Below are 26,920 nucleotides of genomic sequence, written 5' to 3'. Positions count from 1 at the left end.
AATTTAACTGTGGATGATTATACTTGACATTACCAGCATAGCGGTTATGCTGAAATTGGAATCGCTTCCAGGCCAAATTGTGGCGTTTATCGCCGCGTTTCCGAAAGGAATAGGCTTGGGAGTTTTTTCGTTTATAGACATTATTTCGGCCATATTTGAACATATATCTCGCGGTGTGCAATTATCTTGCGATAATCATCCGCCTTTTTTCTTTCATTCCTCACCGAACGGTAAATGACTCCAGCAATATAATCGGCAAGTTGAAGCAAATTGTTGCTTTCTGATCGCTGCATTTTTATCTTTTTAATGATTCGATCCTTGCCGTTCATTTTTCTTCGCAGATATTTTCCGAGTTGGTTTCTAAAATCAAGATTACCGCTTTTATCGATTATTATAATGGAATTGCGCAGTTTTTCTTTGGCGTTTTCAAAAACCAATCCGCAGGCATATTTATAAAACGATTCTTTATTTTTAAATCCCTCCCCATATAACTTTTTCGGATCTTTATTGATAACAATCCCATAATAAAAAAAATTATATGGTGAAACTGCTTTCAAGAAAGTTTCTTTAACCCTGTTTAGGTTGGTTTTAAAATGAAACTCATCTGATGGTTGCTTTCCAAGTTCGCGTTTCAATAATTCAATTCTTTGGTCGCACGCCGCCGCCTCATCGTTATCTTCAAAAATTACAAGGCCGATAACAAAAAATCTGCTTGATCCCTTGTCAATTTTTAAACCCGGATCTCCTGATTCATCAATAAATACCAGCATTTTATTTATTAAATCCAAAGTCTTTTAAAACTTTCTTCAAGTTTTTATCCGCTTCCTTTGCTTTGGCTTCAACTATCGCCAGTTCGCTTAAAATTTCTTCTACCGGCTTATATTCCTCTGTTCCGCCGAGGTTGATGTAGCGCGAGGGTGAAATATTGTAGTCGTTTTTGGCAATTTCATCTCTGCCGATAAATTTGCTGAAATTTTCAGTTTCCTTTTTTGAATTAAATGTTTGGGAAATTTTTTTGATTTGATCGTCGCCAAGATAATTTTTGGGATCGCCTTTTTTGAATTCTTTGCTGGCATTGATCAAAAATACTTTATCCTTGAGATTGGCCGGTTTGCTTTTATTCAGGAAAATAATAATTCCCGGGGCGGTGGTGTTATAAAACAGGTTTTCGGGCAAATACAAAACTCCTTCAATAATATCGTGGTCAATGAACCACTTGCGCACATCCTTTTCTTTATTGGTGTTGGCGTTGCCGCTGCCACGTGATGCCCCGCCGGTATCAAGCACGATTGCGGCCCGACCGTTATCGTTTAAGCTTGAATAAATATGTTGAACCCAGCCCCAGTCGCCTTTCCCGCCCGGATTGCCCGCCGGAAACCGGCCATAAATGTCATTGGTATAGATTTCTTCGTTAAATCCCGGCTGGTTCCACATCGGGTTTGCCACGCAGCGATTAAATTTTTTTATGCCTTTTCCGCTCGCATCTTTGAATTTTGGATTATTAAAAGTATCACCCAGTTCTATTTCACCTTCCATATCGTGGATCACCATGTTCATCTTGGCCATTGCCCAAGTGGAGCTGATATTCTCTTGGCCATATAAACGCAGGGGCGCGAATATCTTTTTTCCGAGTTTATCCATTTTCTCCTTGAGCGCCAATTCGCATTTGATGAGCAGTCCGGCCGATCCGCAGGCGCAATCATAAATTTCCATTCCCGGTTCCGGGTCCATAATGTTTGCCATCACCATTCCCACTTCCCGCGGGGTGTAAAATTCGCCCGCCGACTGCCCGGAACCTTCGGCAAATTTGCGAATCAGATATTCATAACTCCGGCCAATGATATCCGGTTCCACATCCGCCAATCCAAGCCGTTTTTGGCTGATTGCTTCAATCAGGTTGGAAAGCCGGTCGTCGTCAATCTCCCGCTGGCCTCGAGTGGTGGCGTTGTAGTCAACTGAATCAATCACGCCATCAAGGGCCGAATTATTGCTCGCGATTTCCCGAATGATCCGTGTTAGTTCTTCTCCGATATTATTTGAAAGCGAACGGATTACACTCCAAGTATCCTGGGTTTTTGGGTCTTTGGCGCGAATCGGTAAATAGAAACGCACCCGCGAATGATCGGCATCAATGCGTTTGAGCGCCTCCTTGCGCGACCCGGTGGCTTTGGCGATTTTATTTACCTCATCGTCAAATACATCGCAAAGCCGCTTAACAAAAATAAGCGGTAAAATGTAATCCTTGAACTTTCCGGCATCTTTAGCCCCGCGAATAGCGCAAGCCGCGTCCCAAATCCAGCTTTCTAGCGGCTTATTTTCAGTTTTAGGCGGTAATTTTTTAGTTTTCATTATTTATCGCTATTCAATTTAATTTACCTATTCTTTAAGACTAAATCAAACTATAATCAAGCTGGCGGTTCTATTTCGGACATTCGCCCATTGCATAGTCCGAGACCAGCGGGTTGTGGCAGGCAATGCAAGCGTTGGAGAATGTTTGTTGAATCGGATTGCAGGGCGCTTTGACGCATTGGATCCGCACGGTGGCGCAGACCGGAGAGTAAATTTCATTGCATACATCGCCTTCGCGGGATTCTTCCGTGCAAGCAGTTTGTCGCGAATTTGTTTCGGGGCAGGGCGCGAACTCGCAATTCAGGCCGGTGCGGCCGACCGCGGAACCGTCGGGGCAGATTTTCGCTTCCATAGTGCAAACCGTGGTTGTTGTCGGATCGTTTTGGCCGGGCGATTGCGTTTGCGGGATTTGCGCGGCATCGGAATTGGTCGCCGCGTTGGAATCCGGCGCGTTTTTCCCATTGGCGTTCGATTCGTTTGGCGTCGGAACAGTGTTCGCGGGCGTTTCTTTGTCCGGTTTCAGTATCAGGTAAAGCATTCCGGCGAGAATAACCGCGGCGGCGGTCAGCAAAATTATTTTTTTGTTCATGTTTTTTTGGATCAATAATAATTGCATTATATCAAAAAATCACCTTTTCGGCGATTGATTCTTTTTATACCCCGTCAGCTCGCCGCGGGGAACAAAAAGAATGAGGATGTCAAGGGAAACATCCTTTGGTTGATGGCGGGGTTAATACCCCGACATCAATGTATTTTTTTGTTTTTATATTCAATTTTTTAGCCGTTCGATGATTTTGAATGTATCGGATTGAAAATCGGTTGAGCGGAGCAAAACAATGGCGATCGGTTTATTGTTGATGTTGAAAATTCCGGCGAAGGTTTGCCGGGCTTCGGGAGAATAGCCGCTTTTCCCGCCCGCAAATTCGGGCAAGCCGTAAAAATTATTCAGATTCATAAACCGGAGCAGTTTGCCTTGCGCGTCCGGCAGCCAAAAATTATTGTTCTTCGTGGCTTCCAGAATTTTAGGATTGTTTTTGCGGATATAAGTTAAAAGCTTGGCCATATCGCGAGCGGTGGAGAGATTTTGCTTGTCCAATCCGTGAACATCGGCGAAAAAGGTGCGCGCCATTCCAATCTCTTTGGCTTTTTGGTTCATTAGCGCCAGGAATTTTTCCCGGCCGATGAAATAAGACAGCGACTCGGCGGCATCGTTGGTCGATTGGATCAGGCTGGCTTGCAAAAGATTTTTCGCGCTGATGTTTAAGCCGGCAAAAATGGCCGGGCTGCTTCCTTCGGGAGAAAGCATATCCTTGGTCAGAGCTATCGTTTTTTCGGAATCGATATTTTCCGAGGCGATAACGGCGGTCATCAATTTGGCGGTGGAAGCGATCGGATAGGCTTTGTCGGGATTTTTTACCATAAGCGCCGCGCCGTTCGTTAAATCCATCGCCAGATAGGCTTGGGCGGTGTTGGGTTTCTTTGATTTCGCGCTCACGATCAGCATTTTTGCGTTGTAGATTTCTTGTTTAAGGACTTGGATTCTTTGAATCAGCGCCGCGCCGGCCGGCCAATCAAAAGCCTGGATTGTTCCCGGGCAATACCCGAAAAAAGCCATTATTGCCAAAAAAATTGGAATGTGGGGCTTTTTTAAAATCATTGATTTGTTCGCCGGGAGCCGGCGGATTTACACGAACACGAAAAGCGCCGCATAATTTTTGCCGTAGGTTTTGGCGCATTTCGGGCTGCGGCCCGATACGGACCTTCAAAAACTTTGGTCAAAGACATTCCGGACAATTTTGCCATTGTCGCTTCGGCAACGCCCTTATTTTGCTTTGTTTATCAAGTACAAGACAATCGAAAGCACGACGCTGAAAAGCATGGAATACCAGAAACCATTAACCTTGAAACCCGGGACAATGGCCGAAGCCATCATAATGATCAGCGCGTTGATGACCAGCGTGAACAATCCCAAAGTTAAGATATTGATCGGCAGGGTGAGGATTAGAAGCAGAGGTTTTATGGAAACATTCAGCAATCCAAGAACGAGCGCCACTAAAAGCGCGGCCCAAAATCCCGACAGCGTAACCCCGGGCAGAATATAAGCCGAAACGATAACCGCGACCGTCATCACCAGCCAATTGATTAAGATATTCATATTTTTTTATGTTTATTATTCTCTGGATTTATTATAGCAAAAAACAATCCGTTTGGCTCGCAACCGCGCCAGACCGTTTTATAATCTTTTCACGATGTCGTAATTTTCTTGCAGATATTCCAGATCGTCGAAGAGATTTTTGAAGATTTTCTCGCGGTCGAAATCTTTTTCTTTCAGGGCGATATTGATGATGGTTGCCAGAACCGCGAAATAATCGCCGTGCTCAATGTGAAATTCAAGATGTTTGATCCGGTCGGCGCGGTCGTTGAGGTCTTTCACGAACCAACCGGTATCAAGGTCGGTTCCGCAACTTACTGTCGAACCGCAATCAGTTTGAGATGAGTACATATTTTTAAAAATTAATATATGCCTTGGCGGTGGCCGGCTTCAAGGATCAAGATTATGCGGTTTTTATTGATAATTTCATAAATTATCCGGTAAGGATATATCCTGATTTTGCGCTTGCCTTTCAGCTTTCCCCATAATTTTTCACCCATAAATGGGTTTTGCGGCAGCAAATCGATCGCTTTGATTACGCGTTCCTTCCATGGAAGCGGAATTGAATTTATATCTTTAATCACTGATTTCGGGACGATAATCCGATAGTTATTTCGCATGGTATTTTCTTTTCGGATTTTCGCAAACCGCTGCCGGCTCCATTTCTTTGCTCGCCCCGATATCTATTTTCAACTCATCCCATGTTTTATATTCGCCTTTCCGATATTCTTCCTCCGCTTTCTTTATACTGTCCAGAATATCGGGATCGCTTAATATGTCAATTGTTTCCATAATCGAGTCAAATTCATCGGCCGACATCAAAACCGCCTTGGGTTTGCCTTTTTCGGTCAAGGTGTAATATTTGTCCGGCTTTTGGACTTCTTTGGCGATTTCAAAGATTCTTTTTCTTGCTTCGGAGATTGATATTGTATTTTTGGCATTCATGCATTTTGTATTATATGTACATAATAATGTACATCCCAAACGCTGTCAAATCAGATTTTTGTTTTTGAAGCTTGAAAATTTGGCGTTGGCGATGATGATATGGTCAATCAGCGCAATGCCCATGATTTTTCCGGATTCCGACAGGCGCTTGGTGATGGCAAGGTCGTCGCCGGAGGGTTCCAAAACGCCGCTGGGGTGGTTGTGCGCCACGATTATGTTGGCGGCATGCAACCCAACCGCGGGTTCAAAGACTTCGCGGGGGTGGACCAGGCTGGCGTTTAAAGTGCCGATGGAGATTATCTGGCGTTCAATCAGTTTGCTTTGCGTGTCCAGATAAAACGCCGCAAAATGTTCTTTTTTGGAGCCGCGAAAATCACCGCACAATTTCCAAACATCTTCGGCGGTCAAAATTTCCGGTTTTTCTCCTGAATTGATCCGTTTGCCGAATTCCAAGGCCGAGATCACTTGCATTGCCTTGGCCTTGCCAAGGCCGCGTTCTTTAAGCAAGTTTTCAAGGGTGATTTTATCGATGCCAACCTTGTCAATAAGTTTCAATATCCTTTTCGAAAGCGCGATCACATTCAATCCCTTGATCCCCGACCCGAGCAAAATCGCCAGCAGTTCATAATCCGCCAATTTTGCGGTTCCGTATTTTTCCAGTTTTTCCCGCGGCCGGTCAACTTTTGTCAAATCCTTGATTTTCATGATTTTATTATAACAAAAAACAGCGTTTGGCGCGCCATTTTTTTATTGAGTGCAATACCTCGGGGCTTTGCCCCGGGGTGCACCAAGAGGATTCCAAAGGGGTGCCCCCTTTGGTCGTCGTGCGGGGTTCATACCCCGCTCGACGAAATACATTTGGAAAATATATTTTTGATTTTTGCGGATTATTCGATGACTTTATACTGTTCTGGGTTCCAAGCTGGGGTACAAGGCATAATAAGCGTCATTTTCCCTTCCCAATAGAATTTTTCTTGCGGCTCAACGAAAACAAGATCGCCTTCACCGACTTCGATTTCTTTGCTGCTGATAACAACTTTCCCCGAACCTTTTATAATGTATGCCAATTCTTTCGACACTTCGTTTATCGCGAACCCTTTTTCCGGGTATCTTCCGTTCAGTTCGATGATGGCAATATTTATATCTTTATCGTCGACCGGATATTCATTGGCGGTGCAGGTTTTGCCGTGATTGAATTTGACAGCCTCATTTCTTTTGACGATTTTCATATTAATTTTTGAGATTGATGATAGTACCCACGGGCCTGTTTGCGAGGGCGTCATTTAAATGTTTGAAGTGAGTGATTTGGCAGATAATGCCGACTTTGGCCGCATCGACCAGCTCGAGATATTTTTGTTTCATGCCGCCGGTAACATCGGCCGCCAAACTTCCCGAGAGGAATCTTTCGATGTCTTTGTAATTGCTTAGATTTATTTCACGGATCAGTTTTGCGTTTTTGTCAGTTTTGGGATTGGCGGTGAAGATGCCATCCACATCGCTGACTTCGATAATTTTATGCGCGCCAAGTCTTTTGGCCAGATAAGGCGCGATTTGGTCACCGGAAAGAATCGTCGAACCCCATAATTTGTCGTGCGCGGGCACGCCATAGCAAACAGGTACCATTTTCAATCGAAGCAGTCCGGCGATAGCTTCAGTTTCCATTTTAACCAGTCGCCCGCGTTCCAAAACCGCGTGGCTCGATGCTTGCGCGGGAAACGCCGGAATATTTTTTTTGATAAGCGCATCGCAGAATAGGCAGTTGAGCTGGTTTTGCAGTTTTTGGGTGTTGGCAAAGGCCAGCAATTGCGTTTCGCTGATCACGCTTTTATCTATCCCTGTTTTTTTAACCAAAGGATGTCCAAAAGATCCGGCACCGTGAATCAGGATGTATGGTTGCTTGAAATCCTTTAAAACTTTGGCAATATTGTTGATATTTCCGAAGTTGATTTTCGGTTTGCCGCTTTTTTTGTCGGTGATCACCGATCCGCCGATCTTGATTATGGTCAGGTCCATATGTGTAAATTACTTTCCAAAGCGCTTTTGGCGCTGGTTGTATTCGGCGAGAATCGCGTCAAAATCCGTCGGAGCGAAGTCGGGCAGGTACTTTTTTACGAAGAAAAGCTCGGCATAGGTGGATTGCCATGGGAGAAATCCCGAAAGCCGGAGTTCGCCGCCGGTGCGGATGATCAAATCAATATCGGGCAACCAAAGATTGTCGGAAATGGTTTTCTCGGTGATTTCTTCGGGTTTTATCCCTTTTTCGATAATTGATTTAATCCCTTGTACTATTTCATCGCGGCCGCCGTAACTCATTCCCATATTAACGATCATCCCTTTGTTATCCGCGGTTGATCTCTCAACTTCTTCAATTTTTCTTTGTATCGATTGTCTGAACCGATGCTTTTGCCCGACAATCCGGAATCGTATATTTTTGCCCGAAATTCTTTCAAAGTCGCTTAATGATTTCTCGAAAAGGTCCATCAGATAAGCCACTTCTTCTTTTGAGCGGTTCCAGTTTTCCGTGGAAAAAGCCCAAAAGGTGAACATTCCGATGCCCTTTTCGCCGGCCGTTTCAATAATTTTTTTTATCGCGTCGAATCCTTTGTTGTGGCCTTCAAACGATGGCAGGTTGTGCTCTTTTGCCCAACGGCGGTTTCCATCTGTGATCAGCCCCGCGTGGCGGGGCAATGTTGATTGGTTTTCCATTATTTTTCTATTTTTTGATCAGATAATCGCCGTCAAGATTGACGCCGCCGGGAATTATTGTCGGAAAATTGAATCCCGCGGCGTAAACGCAAGTTTTCGCCGCTTTTCCCAGCCTGATTTTCAAACTAAAAAAGCGCGAAGCTTCTTTTCTGTATTGTAGGAAATTTGGAAAATTTTTCAATAGAATGTCGGCTTGGGTCAAATTCCAGATGACTCCGCCGCCCGACCATGGTTTTGTCAGGCCGCTTGCGTCGCCGCACAGCGTAATTTTTTCGTTTTCGGGAATGATCAGTCCTTGCGGGATGATCGCGGATTTCAAGCGGGCAAGCTTGAGGTTTCTTCGCGCCACAAATTCATCAAACAGCTTTGGCGCGATTTTCGGTTTTTCCATAATCCCCCATTCAATATTTTCTCCGCGCGGAATTTTCCACAAAAATCCGTTTTTTGTGGCCCAAGTTTCCACAAAATCCGAATTGTCTGTTTTTTCCTCCAACCCCTGGATTCCCAGCCAGAATTTCGGCTCGCCATTTTTGCGTGGGTCCGACCCACGCATTTTTGCGCGGGTCGGACCCACGCGATCGGTTAACAGGTAGTTTCTTGTGGGCGAAAGCGCGCCGTCGGCGCCGATTACGCGGTCGAATTCGGTTTTGATTTGGTGAAGGCGCCCGGCATCGATTTTTTCGTTGACGCGGATTTGGGCGCCGGTTTGAACGGCAAGCGCGGCCATCAGCAAATCCATCTGATCGTGCTCAATCACAAAGAATGGTTGCCGAAATTTCAACCTTACCGATTTTTTTGGGAAATTTATTATCGCGGAATTGATTTGATTGGTCGAAAGCGGCCTTGCTTCGGGAATAAAATCAAAAAGCCGCTGGGAAAACAGCCCCGAACAGCATTGCTTGCCAATGGTTTTCTTTTTTTCAAAAACAAAAACTTCATTCCCCTTTTGCGCGAGATTCTTGGCCAAATACAGCCCGCATATTCCCCCGCCGATGATGGCAATCTTCATAATGGAATCATTATAGCGCAATGGATGGAACTTGACAAAAATTGAAAAATATGCATAATAAAGACACAAGATAGATGTAAATTTTCTAGCGAAATGCAACTTTTCTTTTAAATTTCCCCTAATATTTTCACCCCGCTCAGCGCGGGATTTTTTGTATAATACCACGTTTCAGCGAAACTTCGTAGGCGGAGCGGTATCCCAGTGATTTCCGGTATTTGCCGTTAAGGATATGCAGGCAATCTTGGAATCGTTCCTCGGAGATGTTTTTCAAATCGGTTTTCTTGGGGATAAACCACCGGCGGACAAGCCCGATGCCATTCTCTACATGTGGTTTCTGCCAGGGACTGTGAGGGTCGCAGAAATACGCTGGCAATCCGAATTGTTCGTGCTCTTTGTTTTCGATGCCATTGTCGAAAGTCAGATCATCAATGCTCAAATCCAACAACATGCTTTTAACGGCCAGCCTCATTACGGCCGGTTTTTTGCTTTCAATCATCGTGCCGGCAAGCAGTTTCGAGGCTGGAACGCAAATGATTGCGCCGCTGTTTTGGCTGCCGGTTTTGGTCGGCGAAACAAACAGATCGCCTTCGGCGTGGATTCCTCGCTTTGGCCTCTTTTTGATGGAAATACGATTAGGAATCATTTCTCTTTTGGTTTTCTTTTTCTGTTTGCGCGGATGATATCGCTTGGTGCAAAGAAGCGGGCAATATGCCTGGCCCCAAGCGCTGTACAGCCATTTGTAGATGGCATTGGCGCCGACCCGCGGGTTTTGCTTTTCACGCTTCATCCGCCCGGCGATCTCATCCGGGGAGCGGTGGTCTTTCAACCCTTTGATGATTTGTTCCCTTAACTCCGGATATTGCTCAACCTTCATTCCCGGATGCTTGCTGTTTAATCTTTTCGCTCTTGCTTTCAGCTGGGCGGTCAGCGCCGAGTATTTGCCGTTCTTGCGTTTTCTTTTCATCTCCCGGCTGATGGCGCTGGCATCAAAATCAAGTATTTTGGCAACTTCCTCTTGTTTGTGGCCGGCATTCAACAGCGCTTCGATTCGATCCCGGTCGGTTTGCTTCAAATGGCGAAAATGCCGCTTCTTTTTTCGTTTTTTGCGGATTTGTTTTTTCATACAACTTCATTTTACCGAAGTTGCATTTCAAAAGAGAATTTTCGAGAAAGGAGGTGAGAAAACGGCTGGAGAGAAGAGCAGGGCTCTCCTTATTGCAATGGTTGCAATTGATTTGCAAAAAATCATGCGCGATTTTGCAAGAAGAGAGAGCAAGATTTTAGAGCTTGCGGGAGTAAATATGAAAGATCGAGATTTTGTTCTTGATCTTGTAATTGATGCCTGCAACCTCATGAGGCGTATCAACGAAGCAAAAGAAGAGTGAGTATGTTAGAGGTAATTTTGATCATCCCTAATCCTCCGTTACGGACGTTTAGGCGCAATGGTTGAAGAATAAGAACTCTGACTCCATCGCTTTTTTTTGGGGCAAAATGCTTAATGTAAGACATTTCGCCCCTATTTTTTTTGACAAAAAGCAAGATTTGCGCTATTATTTGGGTGTTGCGCGGAAGCAAAATAACAAATACAAAATGCAGTTTGCCAAGGTCGCACCCCCGCCGTGGCGGGGGAACGGCCTTTTGAAATGCAAAATACAAATACAAAATTATGGCAAAGACCAAAAATACCGGCGGAACAAAATTGGGAAGAGATCCGCGGCCAAAATATTTGGGCGTGAAGCTCTATGACGGCCAACCGGCAAAAATCGGCAGTATTTTGGTGCGCCAGCGCGGCACATCGATCATCGCCGGAAAAAATGTCAAAACCGGCAGCGACAACACGCTTTACGCGGTTGCCGAGGGCGTGGTGAAATACCGCGAAACCCGCAAGAAAATGTTTAATGGCACGCAAAGATTGGCGAAAGTGGCGGAGGTTTTTCCAGCGGCAAAATAATTTTTAACTTTTCAGATTAAAACAAAAGACACCTTTTAATGGGTGTTTTTGTTTTGACTAATTTTTATTGGAATTTGGAATATTTATTCCTTAAATTACGAAATCATTAAATTCAAAATACTTTTAAAGGGGTCTAACCCCTGCGATTACACAGGGGATAGACCCCAAAATACAAATCATTTCGTAGTTTAAAGTTTATTGAAAATTGGAGTTCGAGAATTGAAAATTATTGTTTGCCGATTCCCGCTTTAACCAGCTCTCTGAACAGCGGATGGGGTTTTTGGGGGCGGGATTTGAATTCGGGGTGGAATTGAGCCGCCATAAAGAACGGATGGTTTTTCAATTCAATGATTTCGGCCAGATTTTTCTCCGGATTGATTCCGGCGATTACCAATCCTTTTTCTTCCAAAACATCGCGGTAATCATTGTTCAATTCATAGCGATGCCGGTGCCGCTCGGAAATCATTTCGGTTTTGCCGTAAGCGTTGAAAGCTTTGGTGCCTTTTTTGAGCCGGCAGTCATAAGCGCCCAAGCGCATTGAAGCGCCCATTTTTTTGGATTTTATCAGATTCTTTTGTTCGGGCATCAGGTCGATTACGGGCTGATCGGTTTTGGGATCGAATTCGGTTGAGGTGGCGCGTTTCAGTCCGCAAACATTGCGCGCGAATTCGATGGTGGCCAACTGCATGCCCAGACACAATCCCAAAAAAGGAATTTTGTTGACGCGGCAATATTCAATGGCTTTTATTTTGCCTTCAATCCCCCGGTTGCCGAATCCTCCCGGAATAATGATCCCGTCGTATTGGTCAAGCTCTTTTAGATTTTTTAAGTCTTTCTCGTAATTTTCCGATGATAACCATATGATTTCAGGTTTGCGGTTATGAAACCAAGCGGCATGCTTTATTGATTCGATCACGGAAATATAGGAATCCATCAAGGTGAATTTTCCCGATTCGAAATATTTGCCCACGATGCCGATTTTTACCGGCTTTGCGGCGTTGCGCACGGTATCCACGAAATTTTTCCAATCGGCCATATTTTTAGCTTTTGATTTCAAGCGGAATTTCGATAAAATCCGGTCGCCCAGATGTTCGTTGGCAAAGGTGATCGGCACTTCGTAGATTGTCGCCGCGTCCGGCGCGGAAATCACATCGCGGACATCAACATTGCAAAATATGGAAATTTTTTGTTTGCGCGGTTCGTCCAAGGGCTGGGTTCCGCGGCCGATAATGAAATCGGGCTGGATGCCGGCGGAATTGATTTGTTTGACCGCGCTTTGGATCGGTTTGGTTTTCATTTCGCCCACCATTTCCGGAATGGGCAGATAGCCCACCAGCAAGAAAAGTACGCTTCCGGGGTTTTTGAGTTTGAGCATCCGCGCGGCTTCCAGGAAAAGCATATTTTGGTATTCGCCCACGGTGCCGCCGATTTCAATCATTACAAAATCCGCCTTTGAAGTTTTGGCGGCATTGTTAATGCGCCGAATGACTTCGTTGGGAATATCGGGCACCACTTCCACGCATTTGCCGTTGTATTCCAAATTGCGTTCGCGTTGAATCACCGATTGGTAAACCTTGCCGGTGGTGGCATAGTTGGCCGCGCTTAGATTTTCGTCCAAAAATCGTTCGTAATTGCCCACATCCTGGTCGCACTCGGTGCCGTCGTCGGTAACAAAAACTTCGCCGTGTTCAATCGGGTTCATCGTGCCGGCGTCAACATTGATGTACGGATCGAATTTTATCGCGGTAACCTTAAAACCGTTACTTTTGAGTATTTTGCCGATTGAGGCGGTGGTAATTCCCTTGCCGATGGATGACATTACGCCTCCGGCGACAAATATGTATTTAACCATATTCCAAATTCAAAATGTAAAAATCAAAATTAAAAATTACAATGCAAAATATAAAATTAAATAATTTTAAAATTTATCCATTTTTAATTTTTAACTGTAATTTTTAATTTTGATTTTTTAACTTTGAATTTATAACCGCCCCGCTTTGGGCGGGGCGTTAAGATTGCCGTTATTCGGCGGCGATTGTCACTTTTATTTCAGCTTCAAGGTTGTGCGGGAAACTTATTTTGACCGGATATTCCCCGAGTTCTTTGAGCGGTTCTTTCAAGATGATTTGTTTTTTGTCGATTTCCAATCCATCCTCTTTCATTTTTTCGGCAATTTTTTGCGCCGTGACCGATTCGAAAAGCTGGTTTTTCTCGCCCACATTCACCGTGATTACCACCTCCTGTCCGTCCATTGCCGATGCTTTGGCTTGAGTCTCTTGCAATTCCTTTTCGGTGATTTTGGCGGCGATTTCCCTTTGCGTTTCGGCAAAGATCAACGCGTTTTTCGTGGCGGGTTGAGCCAGCTTTTTGGGGAATAGGTGATTTTTCGCGAAACCGTCCGCGACTTCTTTGACTTCAAATTTTTTTCCCACTTTGTCGATATCTTGTAATAATATAACTTTCATATTGGTTTTCTTTAATCCGTTTTTCTAATGATATTTATTCTTTTTATACTCCGTCAGCTCGCTGCGGGGAACAAAAAGAATGAGGATTTCAAAGGAAACATCCTTTGGTTGATGGCGGTGTTAATACCCCGACATCAATGTATTTTTTATTTTACCTTAAAGTTTTGACGATTTCAATAGCTTTGTCCAATTGCGGGTCTTTTGCTTTTGCTTCGTCCTCGGCGGTGATTTTAATTTCTATATCGGGAGTCAGCCCGATTTCCGATATTTGGTCGTTGTTGGGCGTATACCATTTGGCCACGGTGACTTTCAGCGAGGAACCTTTATCCAGGCCGATAACTTGTTGCACCGATCCCTTGCCGAATGATTTTTCGCCGATCAGTTGGATTCCCCTGTTGTCGCGCAGGGCGCCGGCCAGAATTTCCGACGCTGAAGCCGATCCCTCGTTGATAAGCACAACCACCGGGTATTTTAACAATAACGATGGCCCCTCCGATCTGTATTCATTGCCATCGTTCGGATTGCTCGATCTTTCATAGGTGATAATTCGGCCTTTTTCCAGAAACCATCCGGCAATATCTTGCGATACGCCCAGCAATCCTCCCGGATTGTTGCGCAGATCAAGCACGATTCGTTTTGCCGGGCTGTTGATGATGTCTACGGCCGCGGCTTTGAAATCATTGCTGGCTTTGTCGGTGAATTGGTAGAGCTGAATGTAGGCAACATCGTTGTTTTTGATTTCCCATTTGAGAGAAGGCAGTTGGATCATTTCGCGGATAAGTTTGAAATCCCGCGCTTCTTTCCAATCTTCGCGGTAAAGCGTCAAAGTTACTTCGGTGCCTTTCGCGCCGCGGATGAGATCAACCGCTTCGTCGGTGGTCATATTGACGGTTGATTTGCCGTCAATTTTGATAATCGCGTCGCCGGCGCGTATGCCCGCTTTTTGGGCGGGAGATTTTTCCAGCGGAGTTACGACTTGCAGCTGTTTTTGTCTGATGCCGATTTCCATTCCCACGCCTTCAAACGCTCCGGCGGTGTCTTCGGCGAACTTTTTTGTGTCGGTCGGATTGAAAAACGCGGTGTAGGGATCGCCCAGAGAGTCCACCATTCCCGAGATCGCGCCATAGACCATTTTTTGGTGGTCGATTTTTTCTTTATCGACGAAATTGGCTTCCAAGGTGTTCCATGTCTTCCAAAAAAGCGTCATATCCGCGTTTGCCGGCGATAATGGCGCGTTGGCCGATTTTCCCATCAGGTATCCGCCGTAGAAAATACCGAAAATTGCCGCGGCGGACAAAAAAATAATCAACGGCTTCCAATTCTTCTTTTCTTTGTTTTCCGAAAAATCAAAAAATTTCATATCGATTCTTTTTTTACAACAAATCCAATTTACACCAATAAGAACAAATAGTCCAATCGCCGCCGGCCGGCATCCTTTTGGTCTTTGTATTTTTGTGATATTATCTTTCCATTATAACAAAATATTATGAAGCCAATTATTGAATTCGGTGATTTTGAAAAATTAGATTTGCGCGCGGGCAGGGTTCTGGAAGCCTTTGAGCCGCAATGGAGCAACAAATTGATCGGAATGAAAATCGATTTCGGCATCGAGATCGGCACGCGCACGATTTTTGCCGGAATCCGCAAATTCGTAAACTTTTCCGATCTGATCGGCAAGAAATATGTTTTCGTCGTCAATCTCGCCGAGCGCAAGCTGGGCGAAGGCACGAGCCAAGGCATGATGCTGGTCGCGGGCGACGAAACCGGCCATTTTCCTTTGCGCGTTGACGATATGGCCAAAGAAGGCGCGCAAATTAGATAAAAAAAGATCCGAAATATTTCGGTCTATGACATTTCTATATATCATATCATTTGACAGAAATATTTCGGTTTATTTATTCACGAATTGAAACCGCGATCATTGTTAAATAAACAAAAATGATCGCGATTATAAGCAAAACACTAAAATGTTTTGAAACCCATGATATCAATTCTTTTTTTGACATTCTCCACCTTTTTAACTTGTTAATGATCAGAAAATACGCCACCCGTCAGGTGTCGTATTATAGTTATAGATTTTTTAAAGCAATTTTATTTTACCAGATAGAACCGTTTTGTCAAAAATCGTTATTTTCAGGTGCCGCTTCGGCAACGAATTCCTTTTCGATTTCTTTGAACTCGTTTTCCAGCTTGTTCAATTTCTCTTTGCTGGATTTGATGAGTTCGGCCGCGATTTTTACTTTTTCAATGCCGGCTTCCACATCCAGTTCTTTTTGGCCGCCGAACCATTCGGAAATTTCAGCCAGTTGTTTTAAATTGTCGTTCAGGCTGGCGGTTTTCTTTTTTGTTTCCATGCAATTTAATGTTAGTTGCTTTTGAATTGATCATACCATCGGCCAGAATTATATCCAAGTCGTCCCCGGGCCGGGCGTTTCTGGCGGATTTCAGGATTTTTCCGTTGATTTTGGCGATCGAATAGCCAAGTTTTAATTGGCGTTCGGGATTGTGCGATTCGATGATGTTTCGCAAGTATGAAATTTGCTGGTTGATCGACAATAACCGGTTTTTTATCGATAAAACCGAATTTTCCATTACCGCGTTGATTTTGCGGGTGATGTTTTGCAGGATATATCTGAAATTGGATAAAATTCCGGCATATTGCCGCAATCGCGACCGTGCTTGGGTAAGTTCGTTTTTATAGCCGCCGATGATCGCGTTCTCATAACGATCCAGCGCGCGGAAGATTTCTTGCCATGATTGAGTGAGCAGATTTGCCGCCGCGGTTGGGGTTGAGGTCATGACATCCGCCGCCATCGCGGCCAATGGCACATCCTTGTCGTGGCCGATGCCCGCGATTACGGGCACCGGGAAAGCGGCAATTTCGCGAACGATAGTTTCATTATTAAATGCCATCATCGCTTCCAGCGAGCCGCCGCCGCGCATTATCACCAAAACATCGATCTCGCGCTTTTTAAAAGTTTGGATTGAGGCCAGCAAATCGCCCACGGCCAGCTGGCCCTCGACGCGCGAATCGATGAATTCGATTTGGAAACCGAATTTGCCGATATTGTTCAAGAAATCGTGAATGACCGCGCCTTGCTTTGAGGTGATAATGCCGATACGGCGGGCAAATTTTGGCACCGCTCGTTTTTTTTCAATCGCGAATATGCCTTCGTTCGTCAATTTCGCCAGAAGCCGGTCGTATTCTTTTTTTAACGCGCCTTCTCCGGCAAGCTCAACCGAATCACAGATAAACGACAGCCGGCCGCTGGGAGCGTAAATCTCGGCGTGTCCCGAAGCAATGATTTTCATGCCGATCTTGAGCTGGATGCCAAACATCTCATAACGCGAACGCCAAATCGCGCAACTCATTACCGCCGCGTTTTTTTCATCCTTCATCGAAAAATACATATGCCCGGTGGGCCCAACCTTGGCCTCGCTCACTTCGCCGATGATCTTCACGCTAACCGGCTTGACCAGCCGATTGAGCTGATCAATAAACTGCGCCACCGTCACCGGTCCGGCTTCAAAAATATTTTTTTGGTTAATATTATCAAATTCCATAACAAAGCGAATTTGTGGAGGTTTGACCTCGGCTTTGGGAGGTCAATCCTCAACAAATTCGCGGCGGCTGACACTGTTTAAATATTATAGCATAGCAAAAGGCGCGTTTGTATAAAAAAACGGAGAATGATCATAGAGATTTTTTTGACCATCTCCCTTCAGACCTGTCAGATATTGCTATCGTCACAAGGCAAATTACTATTGGTGGAAAGATGCAAATACCTTTGACTAGAAAGCTTGCGTCTTTAATCATTTCAAAACCATATGTTGCGACAACCGTGTCCGCAAAACCGATTCCGATTGCAAACACAATTGAAAAAAGTGCTGCGTATGCTTTATCGTGTTTTTGTTCAAATCGCTTGTCCGTTGCGATCAATGTTACGATCGATAATACGGTTATTGCGATTTCAATTATTAGAAACGATCCTAGTTGCATCAGGTTGTCGTCTGAAAGAGTTTCTAGTATTTTAATTCCTCCATTGTTATTAAAGACTCCGTTTATATTTAATACTAAAACATATAATTTGTCAAATAATTTTGTAGTAACCACTTACTGGGAAGTAAAAATAGCGCATTTGGAGGTCAATCCTCGGCTTGCGAGAGGTTTGACCTTCAAATTCGCGCCAGCCCTTACCGTAAATTTGTTGAGGATTGACCTCAAAATACAAATTCTCGAGGTCAAACCTCAACAAATTTGCTCCCCAGTGAGGGGTTGCATTTTGTACGAAAAATCGCGCCAACCGGCGCGATTTTAATGTTTTTATGATCTTATGATCGTATGATCCTATGGTTGCGCGCCGGTGCAGCGCCAGTTGACTTCGGCTTTTTTGGTTTTAATGTCGATGACGCAGGCCGGGTCGCAGCCTTTGCGGTATGTCAAAATGTCGATCCACCAAGCGCCGGTGTTCGGATTGCAATAAGGATCGCTATCGGCGCTGCCTTCGATCGCGCACTGGCTGGAGTCGAAGATGCGTTGGGCGGTGTAGAAATCCATTGATTCTCCCGTGGGCGTTTCGCAGGATTCAATCTCGATAAAAGTCAAATTGTCGGCAACTTTGCATTGGCGATGAGGCTTTTGTCCGCTGACCGGCTTGCCCGCGTAGACGCATTCTTCAAAAGTTTTTATTTTTTTGTCGGCTTCGCTCAATGTGCTTGTCGCCGCGCCGGTTGAATTTTCCGCGTTTTCGCCAATAGGCGTAGTCGCGGTTGGATTCTCTTCCGCGGTTTTGGGCAGAACATCCAACAACTTGTCGTCGGGCTGGAATTCGGTGGTTTTCATCCGATAATAAAGATAGCCCAGTTCGCCCGCGATCATTATCGCCAGAACAATCAGAATCGCTTTTTTCATATGTTATTTTAATTATATTTCAATGAGATTTTTCGGCGTTTTGCTTAATATGGCGCATTTGCCGTTTTGTATCGCGCACAAATCTTCAACGCGGATGCCGCCCCAGCCGAGATGATAAAGCCCCGGCTCCACGGTGAACACCATTCCGTTCTCAAATCCACCGGTTCCCGCCGGGCTTAAATTCGGCAATTCGTGGATATCGATGCCCACGCCATGCCCCAACCCGTGCGTGAAAAATCGGTCTTCGCCATATTTTTTGAAATTTTCAACACAGTTGTCAAAAACCTGTTTTGGCGAGGCACCGGGTTTGCATTCTTCCAATGATTTTTCTTGGGTTTCCAAAACAATGTTGTACATATTTATGTACTTTTGCGACGCTTTGCCCGTGAATACCATGCGCGTCATATCCGCGTTGTAATTTTTGTACCGCGCGCCAATATCAATCACGATCATTTCCCCGATCTTTATTTTTTTATTCGACCCTTCATAATGCGGATCCGCGGAATTTTTTCCGCTTGCCACAATCGGGTCAAACGAGCATCCTTGCGCTCCCAAATCCTGCATAATTTCCAGAACTTTTCTTTTTAAAAACAGTTCGGTAACGCCGGGTTTGATTGATTTCAACAATTGGGCGAAAGTTTTGTCGGTGATCGCGGCGGCTTTTTTTATGAGCGATATTTCGTCGTCGGTTTTTATTTGCCGGAATTTTTCAATCGCGCTGGAAACCGGGATCAGTTTTTTACCGCGCAAGACTTTTTTGAATAATTCGTATCGGGCGAATGACAAATCTTCCCGCTCGAAACCAATGGCGGCTTCATCGCCAAATTCCTTTAGCATATATTCCGAAATCGATTCGCCGCGCGGCACATAAACCGCGTTCGCGTTTGGAATTACTCCACAGATCCGGTTTTGATAAAATAGCGATGAAATCAACCGATATTTATTTTTGAAAACCACCATCAAAAAACCTTTTTCGCTGTCAAAATTGTTCACTCCGGTCAGATAAAAGATATTGACCGGGTTGGTGACAATCATTGCGTCTAATTTTTCCGAATCGATAAATTTTTGCAATTCTTTTATTCTGTCGTTCATAAATTTACTTTTTAAGCCAAATAAGCTATTTTGAATAATAATACATTACCACAACTATGGATAAAAATGAACAAAACGAGCCTAATTTGATGTTTGAAAAGAAATTCGCTTTTGATATCTGGGATGATGCCACTACGAAAAAAGCGTTTGATTTCTGCGAAGGTTACAAGGAATTTTTAAGCGCGGCCAAAACCGAACGCTTGGCGGTTAAGATCGCCGAAGTCCAAGCGATCGAAAATGGTTTCAAAAAGTTGGAACATATTGGCGAAGTCAAACAAAAAGGTTTCAACGCTCCGGTCTATTCAATCAATCGCGGCAAAGCCATAATTTTGGCAAAACCCGGCAAAAAACCGGTTAGAGAAGGCGCGCGCATGATCATGGCGCACATCGATTCGCCCCGATTGGATTTGAAAGTCAGGCCATTATTCGAGGGAGAGCATATGGCGTTTTTAAAAACCCATTACTACGGCGGTATTAAAAAATATCAATGGACGGCTTTGCCTTTGGCGATGTATGGAACGATTATAAAACAGGATGGAAGCGCGATCGAAATTGCGATTGGCGATAAACCGGAGGATCCGATTTTTATGATCACGGATTTATTACCGCATCTTGCCAAATTGCAATATGAAAAGAAACTCGATGAAGCGGTTCCGGCCGAAACTCTGAATATCGTCGCGGGCAGTTTGGGTTCAAAAAACAAGGATGACAAAGAACCAGTGAAAATCCGATTATTAAAACTTTTAAATGAAAAATACGGTATCTCCGAAGAAGATTTTGTTTCCGCGGATTTGGAGCTGGTGCCGCAAGGCATGGCGCGCGACCTTGGTTTCGACCGCAGCTTGATCGCCGCGTATGGACAGGACGACCGGGTGTGCGCTTATGGCGCGGTGAAGTCGTTGTTTGAATCCGAAAATAATGAATACGCGACGATTGTCGTTCTTTCCGATAAGGAAGAAATAGGCAGCGAAGGCGCCACGGGAGCGAATTCAAATTATATTTCCGATTTTGTGAGCGAATTGATTTATTTGGAAACCGGCAATCATGATGAAAATGTTTTGCGCGATGTTTTCGTGAAAACAAGGGCGATTTCCGCCGATGTTACGGTTGGTTTTGATCCCGACTACGCCGATGTTTTTGACGCGGCCAATACGGCGAAAATTGGCGCGGGGGTCGCGATTGAAAAACATAGCGGTTATCGCGGAAAATACGATACCAGCGAAGCGACGGCCGAATTTGTCGGCTTTGTCAGGAAAATTTTCAATGAAAACGATATTAATTGGCAAATCGGCGGCATGGGCAAGGTGGATATCGGCGGCGGGGGTACCGTGGCAATGTATTTGGCGCGGTTGAATATGGATATCATCGATATCGGCGTTCCCCTGCTTTCAATGCACGCGCCGTTTGAGATCGCCAGCAAGGCCGATATATATTCGGCTTACTTGGCTTATAAAGCCTTCTTTGAAAGTAAATAATATGGCGTGTTGAAATCGAATATCAACAAGCTATTGGTAAGCTGTTGATATTCGATTTCAACAGCTTTTGTTCATGAATGCTAAAAAAATAATCGGTTGGGTTTTGCTGGCTGTCGGTTTGGCGGTGATTGCTTGGACGGTGAATACTTCGTATCGTTATTTCACCGCCAAGGCGGATTTTCCGCCGGTGTTTAATTTTGGAGAAAACCGCGGAACGGCAAAATCACAATCTCCTGATACCGCCAACCTCAATGTTGAGGCGCAAATGCAATTAGCGATGAGTCAAGCAACGCAAGAAGCGGTGGCGAATCTTTTGCCGGCGCAAGAAATCGCTAAATTGCTCAATGTGATCGTTTGGTCAATGTTTGCCGCGTTTATGGTCTACGCGGGATTTAAGATTGCCGAAATCGGCATCAAAATAATTTCCTGAAACAATACATTTGATGCCGTTCGGCAAAAAATCAAAAATATATTTTTCAAATGTATTTCGTCGTGCGGGGTATGAACCCCGCACGACGACCAAAGGGGGCACCCCTTTGGAATCCTCTTGGTGCACCCCGGGGCAAAGCCCCGAGGTATTGCACTCAATAAAACATTATTTGTCAGTTTCGCTTTGTATCAGGGGCACAAAGGCAAATCCTTCATAGCGGGTTTCGTTGAAGGTGTTGTTTTTGCTTTTCTCGATTTTTAGCACCGCGTTTTGGACCGGGGCGACGATCACGCCGCCGGTCTTTAATTGTTCCTCCCATGCCGGCGGCATATTCTGCGCGGCGGCGGAAGCCAAAATGCGGTCATATGGCGCTTGAGGCGAATATCCTTTCGCGCCATCCCCAACCACGCATTGAACGATTCGACTTTTAATAAATCCGTATTTGCCGATGTTTCTCTTGCCGAATTCGGCCAACAACTTTATTCTTTCAATCGCCACCACTTTTCCTTTGGCGCCGTTTTGTGAAACAATATGCGCCAACAGCGCGGTGGTCCAGCCCGAACCGTAACCAACATCCAAAATTTTATCGCCCGGACAAGGTTGTAAAAGCTCCAGCATAAACGCCACCGTCGCGGGCTGGGAAATGGTTTGCGCCCAGCCGATGGAAACAGCCTCGTCCAGTTCGGCGGCGAAATGGCGATGAGGTAGGTTTTCCGGCAGGAAATCTTTTCTTTTAATTTTTCGGAACGCTTCAATTATCCGCGAAGTTTTTAAGTAGCCGGAGCCGATCAAGTTTTCGATTAAAGCCATAAATTTTTCAAAAAACCGCTCGAAGGCGGCTTTGATTAATTATTTGGATCGTTAACCTTGCCCATAAATAAAATACTGCCGGTATCATTATGGACGATCGCGAACATAAACGGATGGTCGGCATTGAAAATTTTTGCTTGCGGTGGTTCCATTACCGCGGTCGCTTGCATTGCCACTCCGGTAGCCGCGGCGGCTTCGGTACCCTCCTCATAAACATCAATATATGCTTTGTGGATTACCAGGCCGATATAAAGATTTTCCGTTGTCTTCGTTTTATCATACATTCCCGAAAAATCGGCATTTCCATCGTCAAATGCTGTGGGCATTCCCATTTTTGCCAGCGTTTGATTCATATTGTAGGAAGCGTCAAATTTGAATTTCGGCAAAAACACATCCACCAATTCTGATTTCAAATCATTTTTTATCGCGGCAAATTTTCCCATTGACAACTCGCTTTCGATTGGCGCCATTTTCCCGTTTTGAGGCAAAATTATTATCATTGACAAGTCATTGTTTCCATAGGGCAACTCCAATACTTGGTATTCCGCGGTTTCGGCATATCCAAAACTCTCTTTCATGTTCATCATTTGGCATTTGGTTTTCGCGCCGTTTGGCGCGGTGAAATCTTTTTCTTTGGTGAGCATTTTTTCAAACGGAGCTTCCCATTTGCCTTTAAAATAAATCGCGTTGGTCAACACCAAGCGGGTGAGCGGATTCAGCGATCCTGAAGCGAACAGCTCGGGAATTTTTTGCGCGGTTTTATCGCTCACCCATTCATTGATGGTTTGGCGGGAATTTTCGGTATCGGAAACAAAATCAAGATTTGTCGCTTTGCCGCGATAACAAGTTTCAACGGTTTTTAGATAGTTTTGATCAAACGGATAATCATTTTGAGCCCAGAGCGCGTTGGCGGTTGAAAGCTGGTAAGTTGCGTTTTTGGGATTGATTTCCGAATACAATTTGGCAAACGATCCGATGCGCGTTGCCGCGTCATTGGGGAAATGAAAAACCGCCGCCATCTCTTGAGCGGTTTTTCCGCGCGCTCCCTCATAGGTCATTTGCAACGCCGATGAGATGCTATAGGGCGAAAAGAAGATATTGTCGTTGGTGTTTTTGTATTGGCCATATAGTTCAAACGCGAATTGGTTGGCGGCGGCAACCGTTGCCAATGAGTCTTTGGCGGCCGGATAATCTTTGAATTCAATTGGCGACTCAATATTGCCGTTCGCATCGGGGATTTGTTCGCTAATCGGCTCTTCGGTTGTTGAGGCGGAATCAAGTTCGCTATTTTCATTGATGTTTTTTTCGAGCGGCATATCATCATTGTTCATTGGCAAAACATCATAGTTTGAGGGGGTTGAATATAATTGGTAGGCATACCAGCCGGCGCCAATCGCGCCGGTGACGGCAACCCCCAAAGCGATTAGAATTACGACAATCGTGTTTCCGTTTCGGTTTGCGTTCATATTTTTTTAATTATTTTGAATTACGAAACGCTTTGTATTTGGGGTCTATCCCTCGCGCCTGTCCCGAGGCTTTTGCGAGGGATAATCGCAAGGGTTAGACCCCTTCAAGGCATTTGAATTTAATGGTTTCGTAATTTAAATTATTTTCTTTATTGAGTGCAATACCTCAGGGCTTTGCCCCGGGGTGCACCAAGAGGATTCCAAAGGGGTGCCCCCTTTGGTCGTCGTGCGGGGTTCATACCCCGCTCGACGAAATACATTTGGAAAATATATTTTTGATTTTACATTATGATTGTTATCCTGTCATCTATCGTTGTTTGTTGTTTTCGGTTACCAACCGCCTCCGCCGCCGCCTCCCCCGCCCCCGCCAACACCGCCGGAACCGTGCGCGCCCGAAGTTGTGCCGATGTTGGCCGCGATTCCGGCCGATAACGAATTCATCCGCATGGTGAAATCATTGGCGTTAAATCCGGCGGCGAAATTGCCCGCGTACCACACCGGATGATAACTGGCGAAATATTCTTTGCCGTAGATTTTTTCCATTTTTTTAATCCACAGTTTAGTCATTCCAAAAACCATCGCGTAGGGCAAAAATTTTTCAAAGATGTTTTCTTTTTCGTTGAATTGCGCCCGGTATTTCTCGGCGGTTTCCATATAAAGTTTAAAACCCTTTACGCGCCAATTCAGTTCCGCGCCCTTTGGCGTGCGCTTGGGCATCAATAATCCGAAAATCAACAAAACAATTCCCGCAAGCGCGAGCGAAACGATGAGCCAAAGATCGCCAATGGCGAGCGCAAAAATTATTCCAAACAAAAAAATTGATCCCGCGGCGATAAAAATCATTTTTATGGTTAAACCGCTCTGGCAGATTAACCCTTTATTTTTCAATGCCTCAACGCCCGCTTTTTTGATTTCGGGCAAATCTTTGTAAAAATTATTCTTGAGTTTGGAAAGCAAAACTTCATTGTTCGCGCCGAAAATTTTATCAATCAGAAGTTTTTCCGGCTCAATTAGCGGCTCCGGACCGCCGCCGGCCTTTTTCAATCGAAAATCCTGCTTGCCGAATACGCCTTGTTTGGGAATTTCTTCAATCACGATATATTTTTTGACCGCCAGACCGATAATTGTCGCCGATATCAGCGAATCGCCAAAATTTCCGTTGCTTGCCAGCAATCCCATTTCCATCGGCGTTAAATTCTCCGGAATCTCGAATTCGGGAATTACGGTTTTATCGACCACCGGATCTTTGCCGTATTTATTCCAAAAGTAATAACCGATAAGCAGCGCAAGCAACGGAATTAAAAACCAAAAATATTCGCCATAGAGTTCAAAAAATCCCGGTTGATAAGGTTTTATAATGTTTTTCGGAAATGTTACCGACGCGGTAATTCCCTGCCCGGGCGATAATGTTTGTTTCGAGGCGATTTTCAAAGTATTGTCGTTGGTCCACTCGTAGCTTGCCATGTTGTTGTTTTTTTGGCCCAACCCGCCGCTATAGAGGTATACTTGGCTGTTGTTTTGGGCGATTCCGGCGGGAAATATGACATTGGCCGTAAAATTATCAATTTCAATATCCCAAAAATTTCCGCTCAAGTTCCAATAAAGCTCGTCAAAACCCGCGTTCCCCGATCGCACCGCGTTTTTTACCAAATAAGTTATCTCGTAATCATTAACGCCGGTAACGGTTTTATCGGCATCGCCGATTTTCCAGGTAACAGTATGGTCAAAATTATTTGTCGAGGCCGAATAAGGAATCGCGTTGCCTTCAAAATCGGTTATACTCACCAGCGACACCGGAGTTTTGATCGTCCCCTTGTCGGTTTTTGTTTCCAACGGCAAAACGCGGAAAATCCCATGCTTATCCGGAAAATTTCCCGCATCGGCAATGATTTTTTCCTCGATCAAAAGCGACGAATCGGTTTGCACGGTAATCGTTGACCGAAAATCCTTGACATACCAATCAGTGATTTGCGCGGTTTCCCGCGCTTGGGTTAAAATTGGCAACACCATTGCCAGCGCAACGGCTAGAAAATGTATAATTTTGGCCATATTGTTGTATTTCTACTATTTTACCAGAAAATCGCCATTTAAGCGATTTGGTTTGTAAAATATAATTTTCTTTGAATTGCGAAACAGCGAATTCTGATAGTTTGATTATTACTTTATTTTACCAAAAAATGTTGATATTTTGATGCGGATCCATAAAAAAAGAAATCTTGATAAAAATGTTACTGGTTATTCACATTTCTTACAAGATATTCGATGGGATGTGTTATATTGGTGCCGCTGGTTGTATTGCAGTATTTTCCGATGGAATCGACGACATGAAATGAAATTCCAAACGGCTTTCCTCTTTCATTAATGATCGACGAAAACCGTCTAACCGAAAAATACCACGGGTTATACATCAATCCACCAGGATTGCTACCGGTGCCCAAAGCATCTTGCATCAGATAGAACGCGGTCACATTTTGCCCGAAAACATATTGAATAGTTGGGTTTTTCAGGCTTAAACTAACAACCAGATCGGCGGCGGCTTCCATTTGTTTCTGCGATCCGGTTTCTTCTCGCGGATAAAACAACCCAATTCCGATTGTTGCCGCGTTCATGCTTTCTGCCGTGCAATTACCCGGGAAAACACCGAATCCACCGTGATAAGCTTTTGGCAAATGGGTATAATTACCGAAGCTTGAATTGTCTCCCGGCGGTAACCATTTTTCGCGATCACCGTTGCCCATAACTAAGTAGCTATAGGCAAGCCCTTGTTCGAACATGCCCGACAAGTTCGCGTTCGTATGCACCATTATGGCACGTGGAGAAATACTCCCGTTTCCGAACCCGTCGACATTTCTAACACTATCCGTCGCAAATACTGCTCCCAGCATCAACATCAATAAAATGCTGGTTAAGGACAAAATTCGTATCTGGTTCAATTAAATCACCGGTTCTTAAGAACCGATTTAAATCTATCAGAAATTGTTTAATTTTCAATAGATATGGAAAATCCGCGGTTTAGCAATTTACGGAAAAGTTTCAGATACTGGGCCTATGCAAGTCTTGGTATCTGTATTTTAAAAAAAGAGCAATGTTGCTAATTTTTGCGACCGCAAAATTTAGAAGCACCAAATATCCTACAAATTTAGCGATAGCTGAAAATG

The 26,920-nt window shown here is 44.6% G+C and carries 32 protein-coding genes; 6 read left to right on the top strand and 26 right to left on the bottom strand.

Translation table 11 applies throughout. The features are described from left to right. Nucleotides 1-3 precede the first annotated feature (3 nt). From L7H18_03140 to L7H18_03070, 15 genes are all read right to left on the bottom strand, one after another. On the bottom strand, nt 4-153 hold the full coding sequence (locus L7H18_03140) for a hypothetical protein (protein ID UMX47421.1): 150 nt from the start codon (nt 151-153) through the stop codon (nt 4-6). Further along, nucleotides 141-770 (bottom strand): DUF3800 domain-containing protein, encoded by a 630-nt coding sequence (locus tag L7H18_03135; protein ID UMX47420.1) that lies wholly within the window; start codon nt 768-770, stop codon nt 141-143. Before L7H18_03135 ends, L7H18_03140 begins: the two co-directional genes overlap by 13 nt. 1 nt (nt 771) lies before the next feature. After that, a complete protein-coding gene (locus L7H18_03130) occupies nt 772-2,349 on the bottom strand; it encodes a type I restriction-modification system subunit M (protein UMX47419.1) in 1,578 nt (525 codons plus the stop codon). 70 nt (nt 2,350-2,419) lie between these two features. Then, nucleotides 2,420-2,938 carry a hypothetical protein gene (locus L7H18_03125; protein UMX47418.1) on the bottom strand — a complete coding sequence of 173 codons (519 nt, stop codon included), beginning with the start codon at nt 2,936-2,938 and terminating at the stop codon, nt 2,420-2,422. Nucleotides 2,939-3,118: 180 nt separating this feature from the next. Further along, nucleotides 3,119-3,964 (bottom strand): serine hydrolase, encoded by an 846-nt coding sequence (locus tag L7H18_03120; protein UMX47417.1) that lies wholly within the window; start codon nt 3,962-3,964, stop codon nt 3,119-3,121. A gap of 207 nt (nt 3,965-4,171) precedes the next feature. After that, a complete protein-coding gene (locus L7H18_03115) occupies nt 4,172-4,504 on the bottom strand; it encodes a phage holin family protein (GenBank protein ID UMX47416.1) in 333 nt (110 codons plus the stop codon). 78 nt (nt 4,505-4,582) lie between these two features. Next, nucleotides 4,583-4,852, bottom strand: a complete 270-nt coding sequence (locus L7H18_03110; GenBank protein ID UMX47415.1) for a hypothetical protein — start codon at nt 4,850-4,852, stop codon at nt 4,583-4,585. An 11-nt stretch (nt 4,853-4,863) separates the two neighbouring features. Continuing rightward, on the bottom strand, nt 4,864-5,121 hold the full coding sequence (locus tag L7H18_03105; GenBank protein ID UMX47414.1) for a type II toxin-antitoxin system RelE/ParE family toxin: 258 nt from the start codon (nt 5,119-5,121) through the stop codon (nt 4,864-4,866). Continuing rightward, nucleotides 5,111-5,446, bottom strand: a complete 336-nt coding sequence (locus L7H18_03100; protein ID UMX47413.1) for a type II toxin-antitoxin system Phd/YefM family antitoxin — start codon at nt 5,444-5,446, stop codon at nt 5,111-5,113. The genes L7H18_03105 and L7H18_03100 overlap by 11 nt, the downstream gene beginning before the upstream one ends. Nucleotides 5,447-5,491: 45 nt before the next feature. Further along, a complete protein-coding gene (gene radC / locus L7H18_03095; protein UMX47412.1) occupies nt 5,492-6,151 on the bottom strand; it encodes a DNA repair protein RadC in 660 nt (219 codons plus the stop codon). A 182-nt stretch (nt 6,152-6,333) separates the two neighbouring features. After that, nucleotides 6,334-6,675, bottom strand: coding sequence for a cupin domain-containing protein (locus L7H18_03090; GenBank protein ID UMX47411.1), 342 nt, complete (start codon nt 6,673-6,675; stop codon nt 6,334-6,336). Between the two features lies 1 nt (nt 6,676). Beyond that, nucleotides 6,677-7,459, bottom strand: coding sequence for an isopentenyl phosphate kinase (locus L7H18_03085; GenBank protein ID UMX47410.1), 783 nt, complete (start codon nt 7,457-7,459; stop codon nt 6,677-6,679). 9 nt (nt 7,460-7,468) lie between these two features. After that, nucleotides 7,469-8,152, bottom strand: a complete 684-nt coding sequence (uppS, locus tag L7H18_03080) for a polyprenyl diphosphate synthase (protein UMX47409.1) — start codon at nt 8,150-8,152, stop codon at nt 7,469-7,471. A 7-nt stretch (nt 8,153-8,159) separates the two neighbouring features. Continuing rightward, nucleotides 8,160-9,161 carry an NAD(P)-binding protein gene (locus L7H18_03075; protein ID UMX47408.1) on the bottom strand — a complete coding sequence of 334 codons (1,002 nt, stop codon included), beginning with the start codon at nt 9,159-9,161 and terminating at the stop codon, nt 8,160-8,162. Between the two features lie 136 nt (nt 9,162-9,297). Further along, a complete protein-coding gene (locus L7H18_03070; GenBank protein UMX47407.1) occupies nt 9,298-10,284 on the bottom strand; it encodes an IS30 family transposase in 987 nt (328 codons plus the stop codon). 97 nt (nt 10,285-10,381) lie between these two features. Between L7H18_03070 and L7H18_03065 the strand changes: the two genes are divergently transcribed. Both L7H18_03065 and L7H18_03060 read left to right on the top strand, forming a co-directional pair. After that, entirely contained in the window at nt 10,382-10,546 is a 165-nt protein-coding gene (locus L7H18_03065) for a hypothetical protein (GenBank protein UMX47406.1), read from the top strand. Nucleotides 10,547-10,827: 281 nt separating this feature from the next. After that, entirely contained in the window at nt 10,828-11,112 is a 285-nt protein-coding gene (locus L7H18_03060; GenBank protein ID UMX47405.1) for a bL27 family ribosomal protein, read from the top strand. 226 nt (nt 11,113-11,338) lie between these two features. Here the strand turns inward: L7H18_03060 and L7H18_03055 are convergent, their stop codons facing one another. From L7H18_03055 to L7H18_03045, 3 genes are all read right to left on the bottom strand, one after another. Beyond that, a complete protein-coding gene (locus tag L7H18_03055; protein ID UMX47404.1) occupies nt 11,339-12,964 on the bottom strand; it encodes a CTP synthase in 1,626 nt (541 codons plus the stop codon). Between the two features lie 169 nt (nt 12,965-13,133). Further along, nucleotides 13,134-13,577, bottom strand: coding sequence for a 50S ribosomal protein L9 (rplI, locus tag L7H18_03050; GenBank protein ID UMX47403.1), 444 nt, complete (start codon nt 13,575-13,577; stop codon nt 13,134-13,136). A 151-nt stretch (nt 13,578-13,728) separates the two neighbouring features. Beyond that, the gene (locus tag L7H18_03045) at nt 13,729-14,937 is read right to left on the bottom strand and encodes a S41 family peptidase (protein UMX47402.1); all 1,209 of its coding nucleotides are present in this window, start codon (nt 14,935-14,937) and stop codon (nt 13,729-13,731) included. A 126-nt stretch (nt 14,938-15,063) separates the two neighbouring features. On the opposite strand from L7H18_03045, the gene L7H18_03040 reads away from it, so the two are divergent. Continuing rightward, nucleotides 15,064-15,399 carry a hypothetical protein gene (locus L7H18_03040; protein ID UMX47401.1) on the top strand — a complete coding sequence of 112 codons (336 nt, stop codon included), beginning with the start codon at nt 15,064-15,066 and terminating at the stop codon, nt 15,397-15,399. A gap of 295 nt (nt 15,400-15,694) precedes the next feature. Here L7H18_03040 and L7H18_03035 read toward each other — a convergent pair whose 3' ends face one another. Together L7H18_03035 and xseA are read right to left on the bottom strand one after the other, a co-directional pair. Next, complete coding sequence (locus L7H18_03035) at nt 15,695-15,931, bottom strand: hypothetical protein (GenBank protein UMX47400.1); 237 nt, start codon at nt 15,929-15,931, stop codon at nt 15,695-15,697. Continuing rightward, the gene (gene xseA, locus L7H18_03030; GenBank protein UMX47399.1) at nt 15,876-17,141 is read right to left on the bottom strand and encodes an exodeoxyribonuclease VII large subunit; all 1,266 of its coding nucleotides are present in this window, start codon (nt 17,139-17,141) and stop codon (nt 15,876-15,878) included. The genes L7H18_03035 and xseA overlap by 56 nt, the downstream gene beginning before the upstream one ends. 107 nt (nt 17,142-17,248) lie before the next feature. On the opposite strand from xseA, the gene L7H18_03025 reads away from it, so the two are divergent. Beyond that, nucleotides 17,249-17,896, top strand: a complete 648-nt coding sequence (locus tag L7H18_03025; GenBank protein UMX47398.1) for a hypothetical protein — start codon at nt 17,249-17,251, stop codon at nt 17,894-17,896. Nucleotides 17,897-17,925: 29 nt separating this feature from the next. On the opposite strand, the gene L7H18_03020 is transcribed toward L7H18_03025, so the two are convergent. After that, a complete protein-coding gene (locus L7H18_03020; GenBank protein UMX47397.1) occupies nt 17,926-18,489 on the bottom strand; it encodes a hypothetical protein in 564 nt (187 codons plus the stop codon). A 12-nt stretch (nt 18,490-18,501) separates the two neighbouring features. Continuing rightward, the gene (locus L7H18_03015; GenBank protein UMX47396.1) at nt 18,502-19,581 is read right to left on the bottom strand and encodes a Xaa-Pro peptidase family protein; all 1,080 of its coding nucleotides are present in this window, start codon (nt 19,579-19,581) and stop codon (nt 18,502-18,504) included. Nucleotides 19,582-19,637: 56 nt separating this feature from the next. Here L7H18_03015 and L7H18_03010 point away from each other — a divergent pair, with 56 nt between their 5' ends. Together L7H18_03010 and L7H18_03005 are read left to right on the top strand one after the other, a co-directional pair. Next, entirely contained in the window at nt 19,638-21,056 is a 1,419-nt protein-coding gene (locus L7H18_03010) for an aminopeptidase (GenBank protein UMX47395.1), read from the top strand. 73 nt (nt 21,057-21,129) lie between these two features. Next, nucleotides 21,130-21,486, top strand: a complete 357-nt coding sequence (locus L7H18_03005) for a hypothetical protein (GenBank protein UMX47394.1) — start codon at nt 21,130-21,132, stop codon at nt 21,484-21,486. 165 nt (nt 21,487-21,651) lie between these two features. Here the strand turns inward: L7H18_03005 and pcm are convergent, their stop codons facing one another. The 4 genes from pcm to L7H18_02985 all read right to left on the bottom strand — a co-directional run bounded on the left by pcm (nt 21,652) and on the right by L7H18_02985 (nt 26,653). Beyond that, on the bottom strand, nt 21,652-22,296 hold the full coding sequence (gene pcm, locus L7H18_03000) for a protein-L-isoaspartate O-methyltransferase (protein ID UMX47393.1): 645 nt from the start codon (nt 22,294-22,296) through the stop codon (nt 21,652-21,654). 35 nt (nt 22,297-22,331) lie between these two features. Then, complete coding sequence (locus L7H18_02995) at nt 22,332-23,762, bottom strand: serpin family protein (GenBank protein UMX47392.1); 1,431 nt, start codon at nt 23,760-23,762, stop codon at nt 22,332-22,334. A gap of 330 nt (nt 23,763-24,092) precedes the next feature. Then, nucleotides 24,093-25,811, bottom strand: a complete 1,719-nt coding sequence (locus tag L7H18_02990) for a DUF2207 domain-containing protein (GenBank protein UMX47391.1) — start codon at nt 25,809-25,811, stop codon at nt 24,093-24,095. Nucleotides 25,812-25,990: 179 nt separating this feature from the next. Then, on the bottom strand, nt 25,991-26,653 hold the full coding sequence (locus tag L7H18_02985; protein UMX47390.1) for a hypothetical protein: 663 nt from the start codon (nt 26,651-26,653) through the stop codon (nt 25,991-25,993). Nucleotides 26,654-26,920 lie beyond the last annotated feature (267 nt).

Source organism: Candidatus Nealsonbacteria bacterium DGGOD1a, from assembly GCA_022530585.1.
In the GTDB taxonomy this organism is placed as follows: domain Bacteria; phylum Patescibacteriota; class Minisyncoccia; order Minisyncoccales; family UBA5738; genus UBA5738.
This window is presented reverse-complemented; position numbering and strand designations above follow the sequence as displayed.

What these genes read in the sequence shown, in the direction of transcription:
- L7H18_03070 (UMX47407.1), bottom strand. Translation starts at nt 10,284, where the DNA reads ATGAAAAAACAAATCCGCAAAAAACGAAAAAAGAAGCGGCATTTTCGC.
- L7H18_03100 (UMX47413.1), bottom strand. Translation starts at nt 5,446, where the DNA reads ATGAATGCCAAAAATACAATATCAATCTCCGAAGCAAGAAAAAGAATC.
- L7H18_03085 (UMX47410.1), bottom strand. Translation starts at nt 7,459, where the DNA reads ATGGACCTGACCATAATCAAGATCGGCGGATCGGTGATCACCGACAAA.
- L7H18_03060 (UMX47405.1), top strand. Translation starts at nt 10,828, where the DNA reads ATGGCAAAGACCAAAAATACCGGCGGAACAAAATTGGGAAGAGATCCG.
- L7H18_03105 (UMX47414.1), bottom strand. Translation starts at nt 5,121, where the DNA reads ATGCGAAATAACTATCGGATTATCGTCCCGAAATCAGTGATTAAAGAT.
- L7H18_03075 (UMX47408.1), bottom strand. Translation starts at nt 9,161, where the DNA reads ATGAAGATTGCCATCATCGGCGGGGGAATATGCGGGCTGTATTTGGCC.
- L7H18_03035 (UMX47400.1), bottom strand. Translation starts at nt 15,931, where the DNA reads ATGGAAACAAAAAAGAAAACCGCCAGCCTGAACGACAATTTAAAACAA.
- L7H18_03110 (UMX47415.1), bottom strand. Translation starts at nt 4,852, where the DNA reads ATGTACTCATCTCAAACTGATTGCGGTTCGACAGTAAGTTGCGGAACC.
- L7H18_03090 (UMX47411.1), bottom strand. Translation starts at nt 6,675, where the DNA reads ATGAAAATCGTCAAAAGAAATGAGGCTGTCAAATTCAATCACGGCAAA.
- radC (UMX47412.1), bottom strand. Translation starts at nt 6,151, where the DNA reads ATGAAAATCAAGGATTTGACAAAAGTTGACCGGCCGCGGGAAAAACTG.
- L7H18_03045 (UMX47402.1), bottom strand. Translation starts at nt 14,937, where the DNA reads ATGAAATTTTTTGATTTTTCGGAAAACAAAGAAAAGAAGAATTGGAAG.
- pcm (UMX47393.1), bottom strand. Translation starts at nt 22,296, where the DNA reads ATGGCTTTAATCGAAAACTTGATCGGCTCCGGCTACTTAAAAACTTCG.
- L7H18_03020 (UMX47397.1), bottom strand. Translation starts at nt 18,489, where the DNA reads ATGAAAAAAGCGATTCTGATTGTTCTGGCGATAATGATCGCGGGCGAA.
- rplI (UMX47403.1), bottom strand. Translation starts at nt 13,577, where the DNA reads ATGAAAGTTATATTATTACAAGATATCGACAAAGTGGGAAAAAAATTT.
- L7H18_03040 (UMX47401.1), top strand. Translation starts at nt 15,064, where the DNA reads ATGAAGCCAATTATTGAATTCGGTGATTTTGAAAAATTAGATTTGCGC.
- L7H18_03005 (UMX47394.1), top strand. Translation starts at nt 21,130, where the DNA reads ATGAATGCTAAAAAAATAATCGGTTGGGTTTTGCTGGCTGTCGGTTTG.
- L7H18_03140 (UMX47421.1), bottom strand. Translation starts at nt 153, where the DNA reads ATGGCCGAAATAATGTCTATAAACGAAAAAACTCCCAAGCCTATTCCT.
- L7H18_03125 (UMX47418.1), bottom strand. Translation starts at nt 2,938, where the DNA reads ATGAACAAAAAAATAATTTTGCTGACCGCCGCCGCGGTTATTCTCGCC.
- xseA (UMX47399.1), bottom strand. Translation starts at nt 17,141, where the DNA reads ATGGAATTTGATAATATTAACCAAAAAAATATTTTTGAAGCCGGACCG.
- L7H18_03055 (UMX47404.1), bottom strand. Translation starts at nt 12,964, where the DNA reads ATGGTTAAATACATATTTGTCGCCGGAGGCGTAATGTCATCCATCGGC.
- L7H18_03120 (UMX47417.1), bottom strand. Translation starts at nt 3,964, where the DNA reads ATGGCTTTTTTCGGGTATTGCCCGGGAACAATCCAGGCTTTTGATTGG.
- L7H18_02985 (UMX47390.1), bottom strand. Translation starts at nt 26,653, where the DNA reads ATGTTGATGCTGGGAGCAGTATTTGCGACGGATAGTGTTAGAAATGTC.
- L7H18_02995 (UMX47392.1), bottom strand. Translation starts at nt 23,762, where the DNA reads ATGAACGCAAACCGAAACGGAAACACGATTGTCGTAATTCTAATCGCT.
- L7H18_02990 (UMX47391.1), bottom strand. Translation starts at nt 25,811, where the DNA reads ATGGCCAAAATTATACATTTTCTAGCCGTTGCGCTGGCAATGGTGTTG.
- uppS (UMX47409.1), bottom strand. Translation starts at nt 8,152, where the DNA reads ATGGAAAACCAATCAACATTGCCCCGCCACGCGGGGCTGATCACAGAT.
- L7H18_03065 (UMX47406.1), top strand. Translation starts at nt 10,382, where the DNA reads ATGGTTGCAATTGATTTGCAAAAAATCATGCGCGATTTTGCAAGAAGA.
- L7H18_03115 (UMX47416.1), bottom strand. Translation starts at nt 4,504, where the DNA reads ATGAATATCTTAATCAATTGGCTGGTGATGACGGTCGCGGTTATCGTT.
- L7H18_03010 (UMX47395.1), top strand. Translation starts at nt 19,638, where the DNA reads ATGGATAAAAATGAACAAAACGAGCCTAATTTGATGTTTGAAAAGAAA.
- L7H18_03135 (UMX47420.1), bottom strand. Translation starts at nt 770, where the DNA reads ATGCTGGTATTTATTGATGAATCAGGAGATCCGGGTTTAAAAATTGAC.
- L7H18_03015 (UMX47396.1), bottom strand. Translation starts at nt 19,581, where the DNA reads ATGAACGACAGAATAAAAGAATTGCAAAAATTTATCGATTCGGAAAAA.
- L7H18_03130 (UMX47419.1), bottom strand. Translation starts at nt 2,349, where the DNA reads ATGAAAACTAAAAAATTACCGCCTAAAACTGAAAATAAGCCGCTAGAA.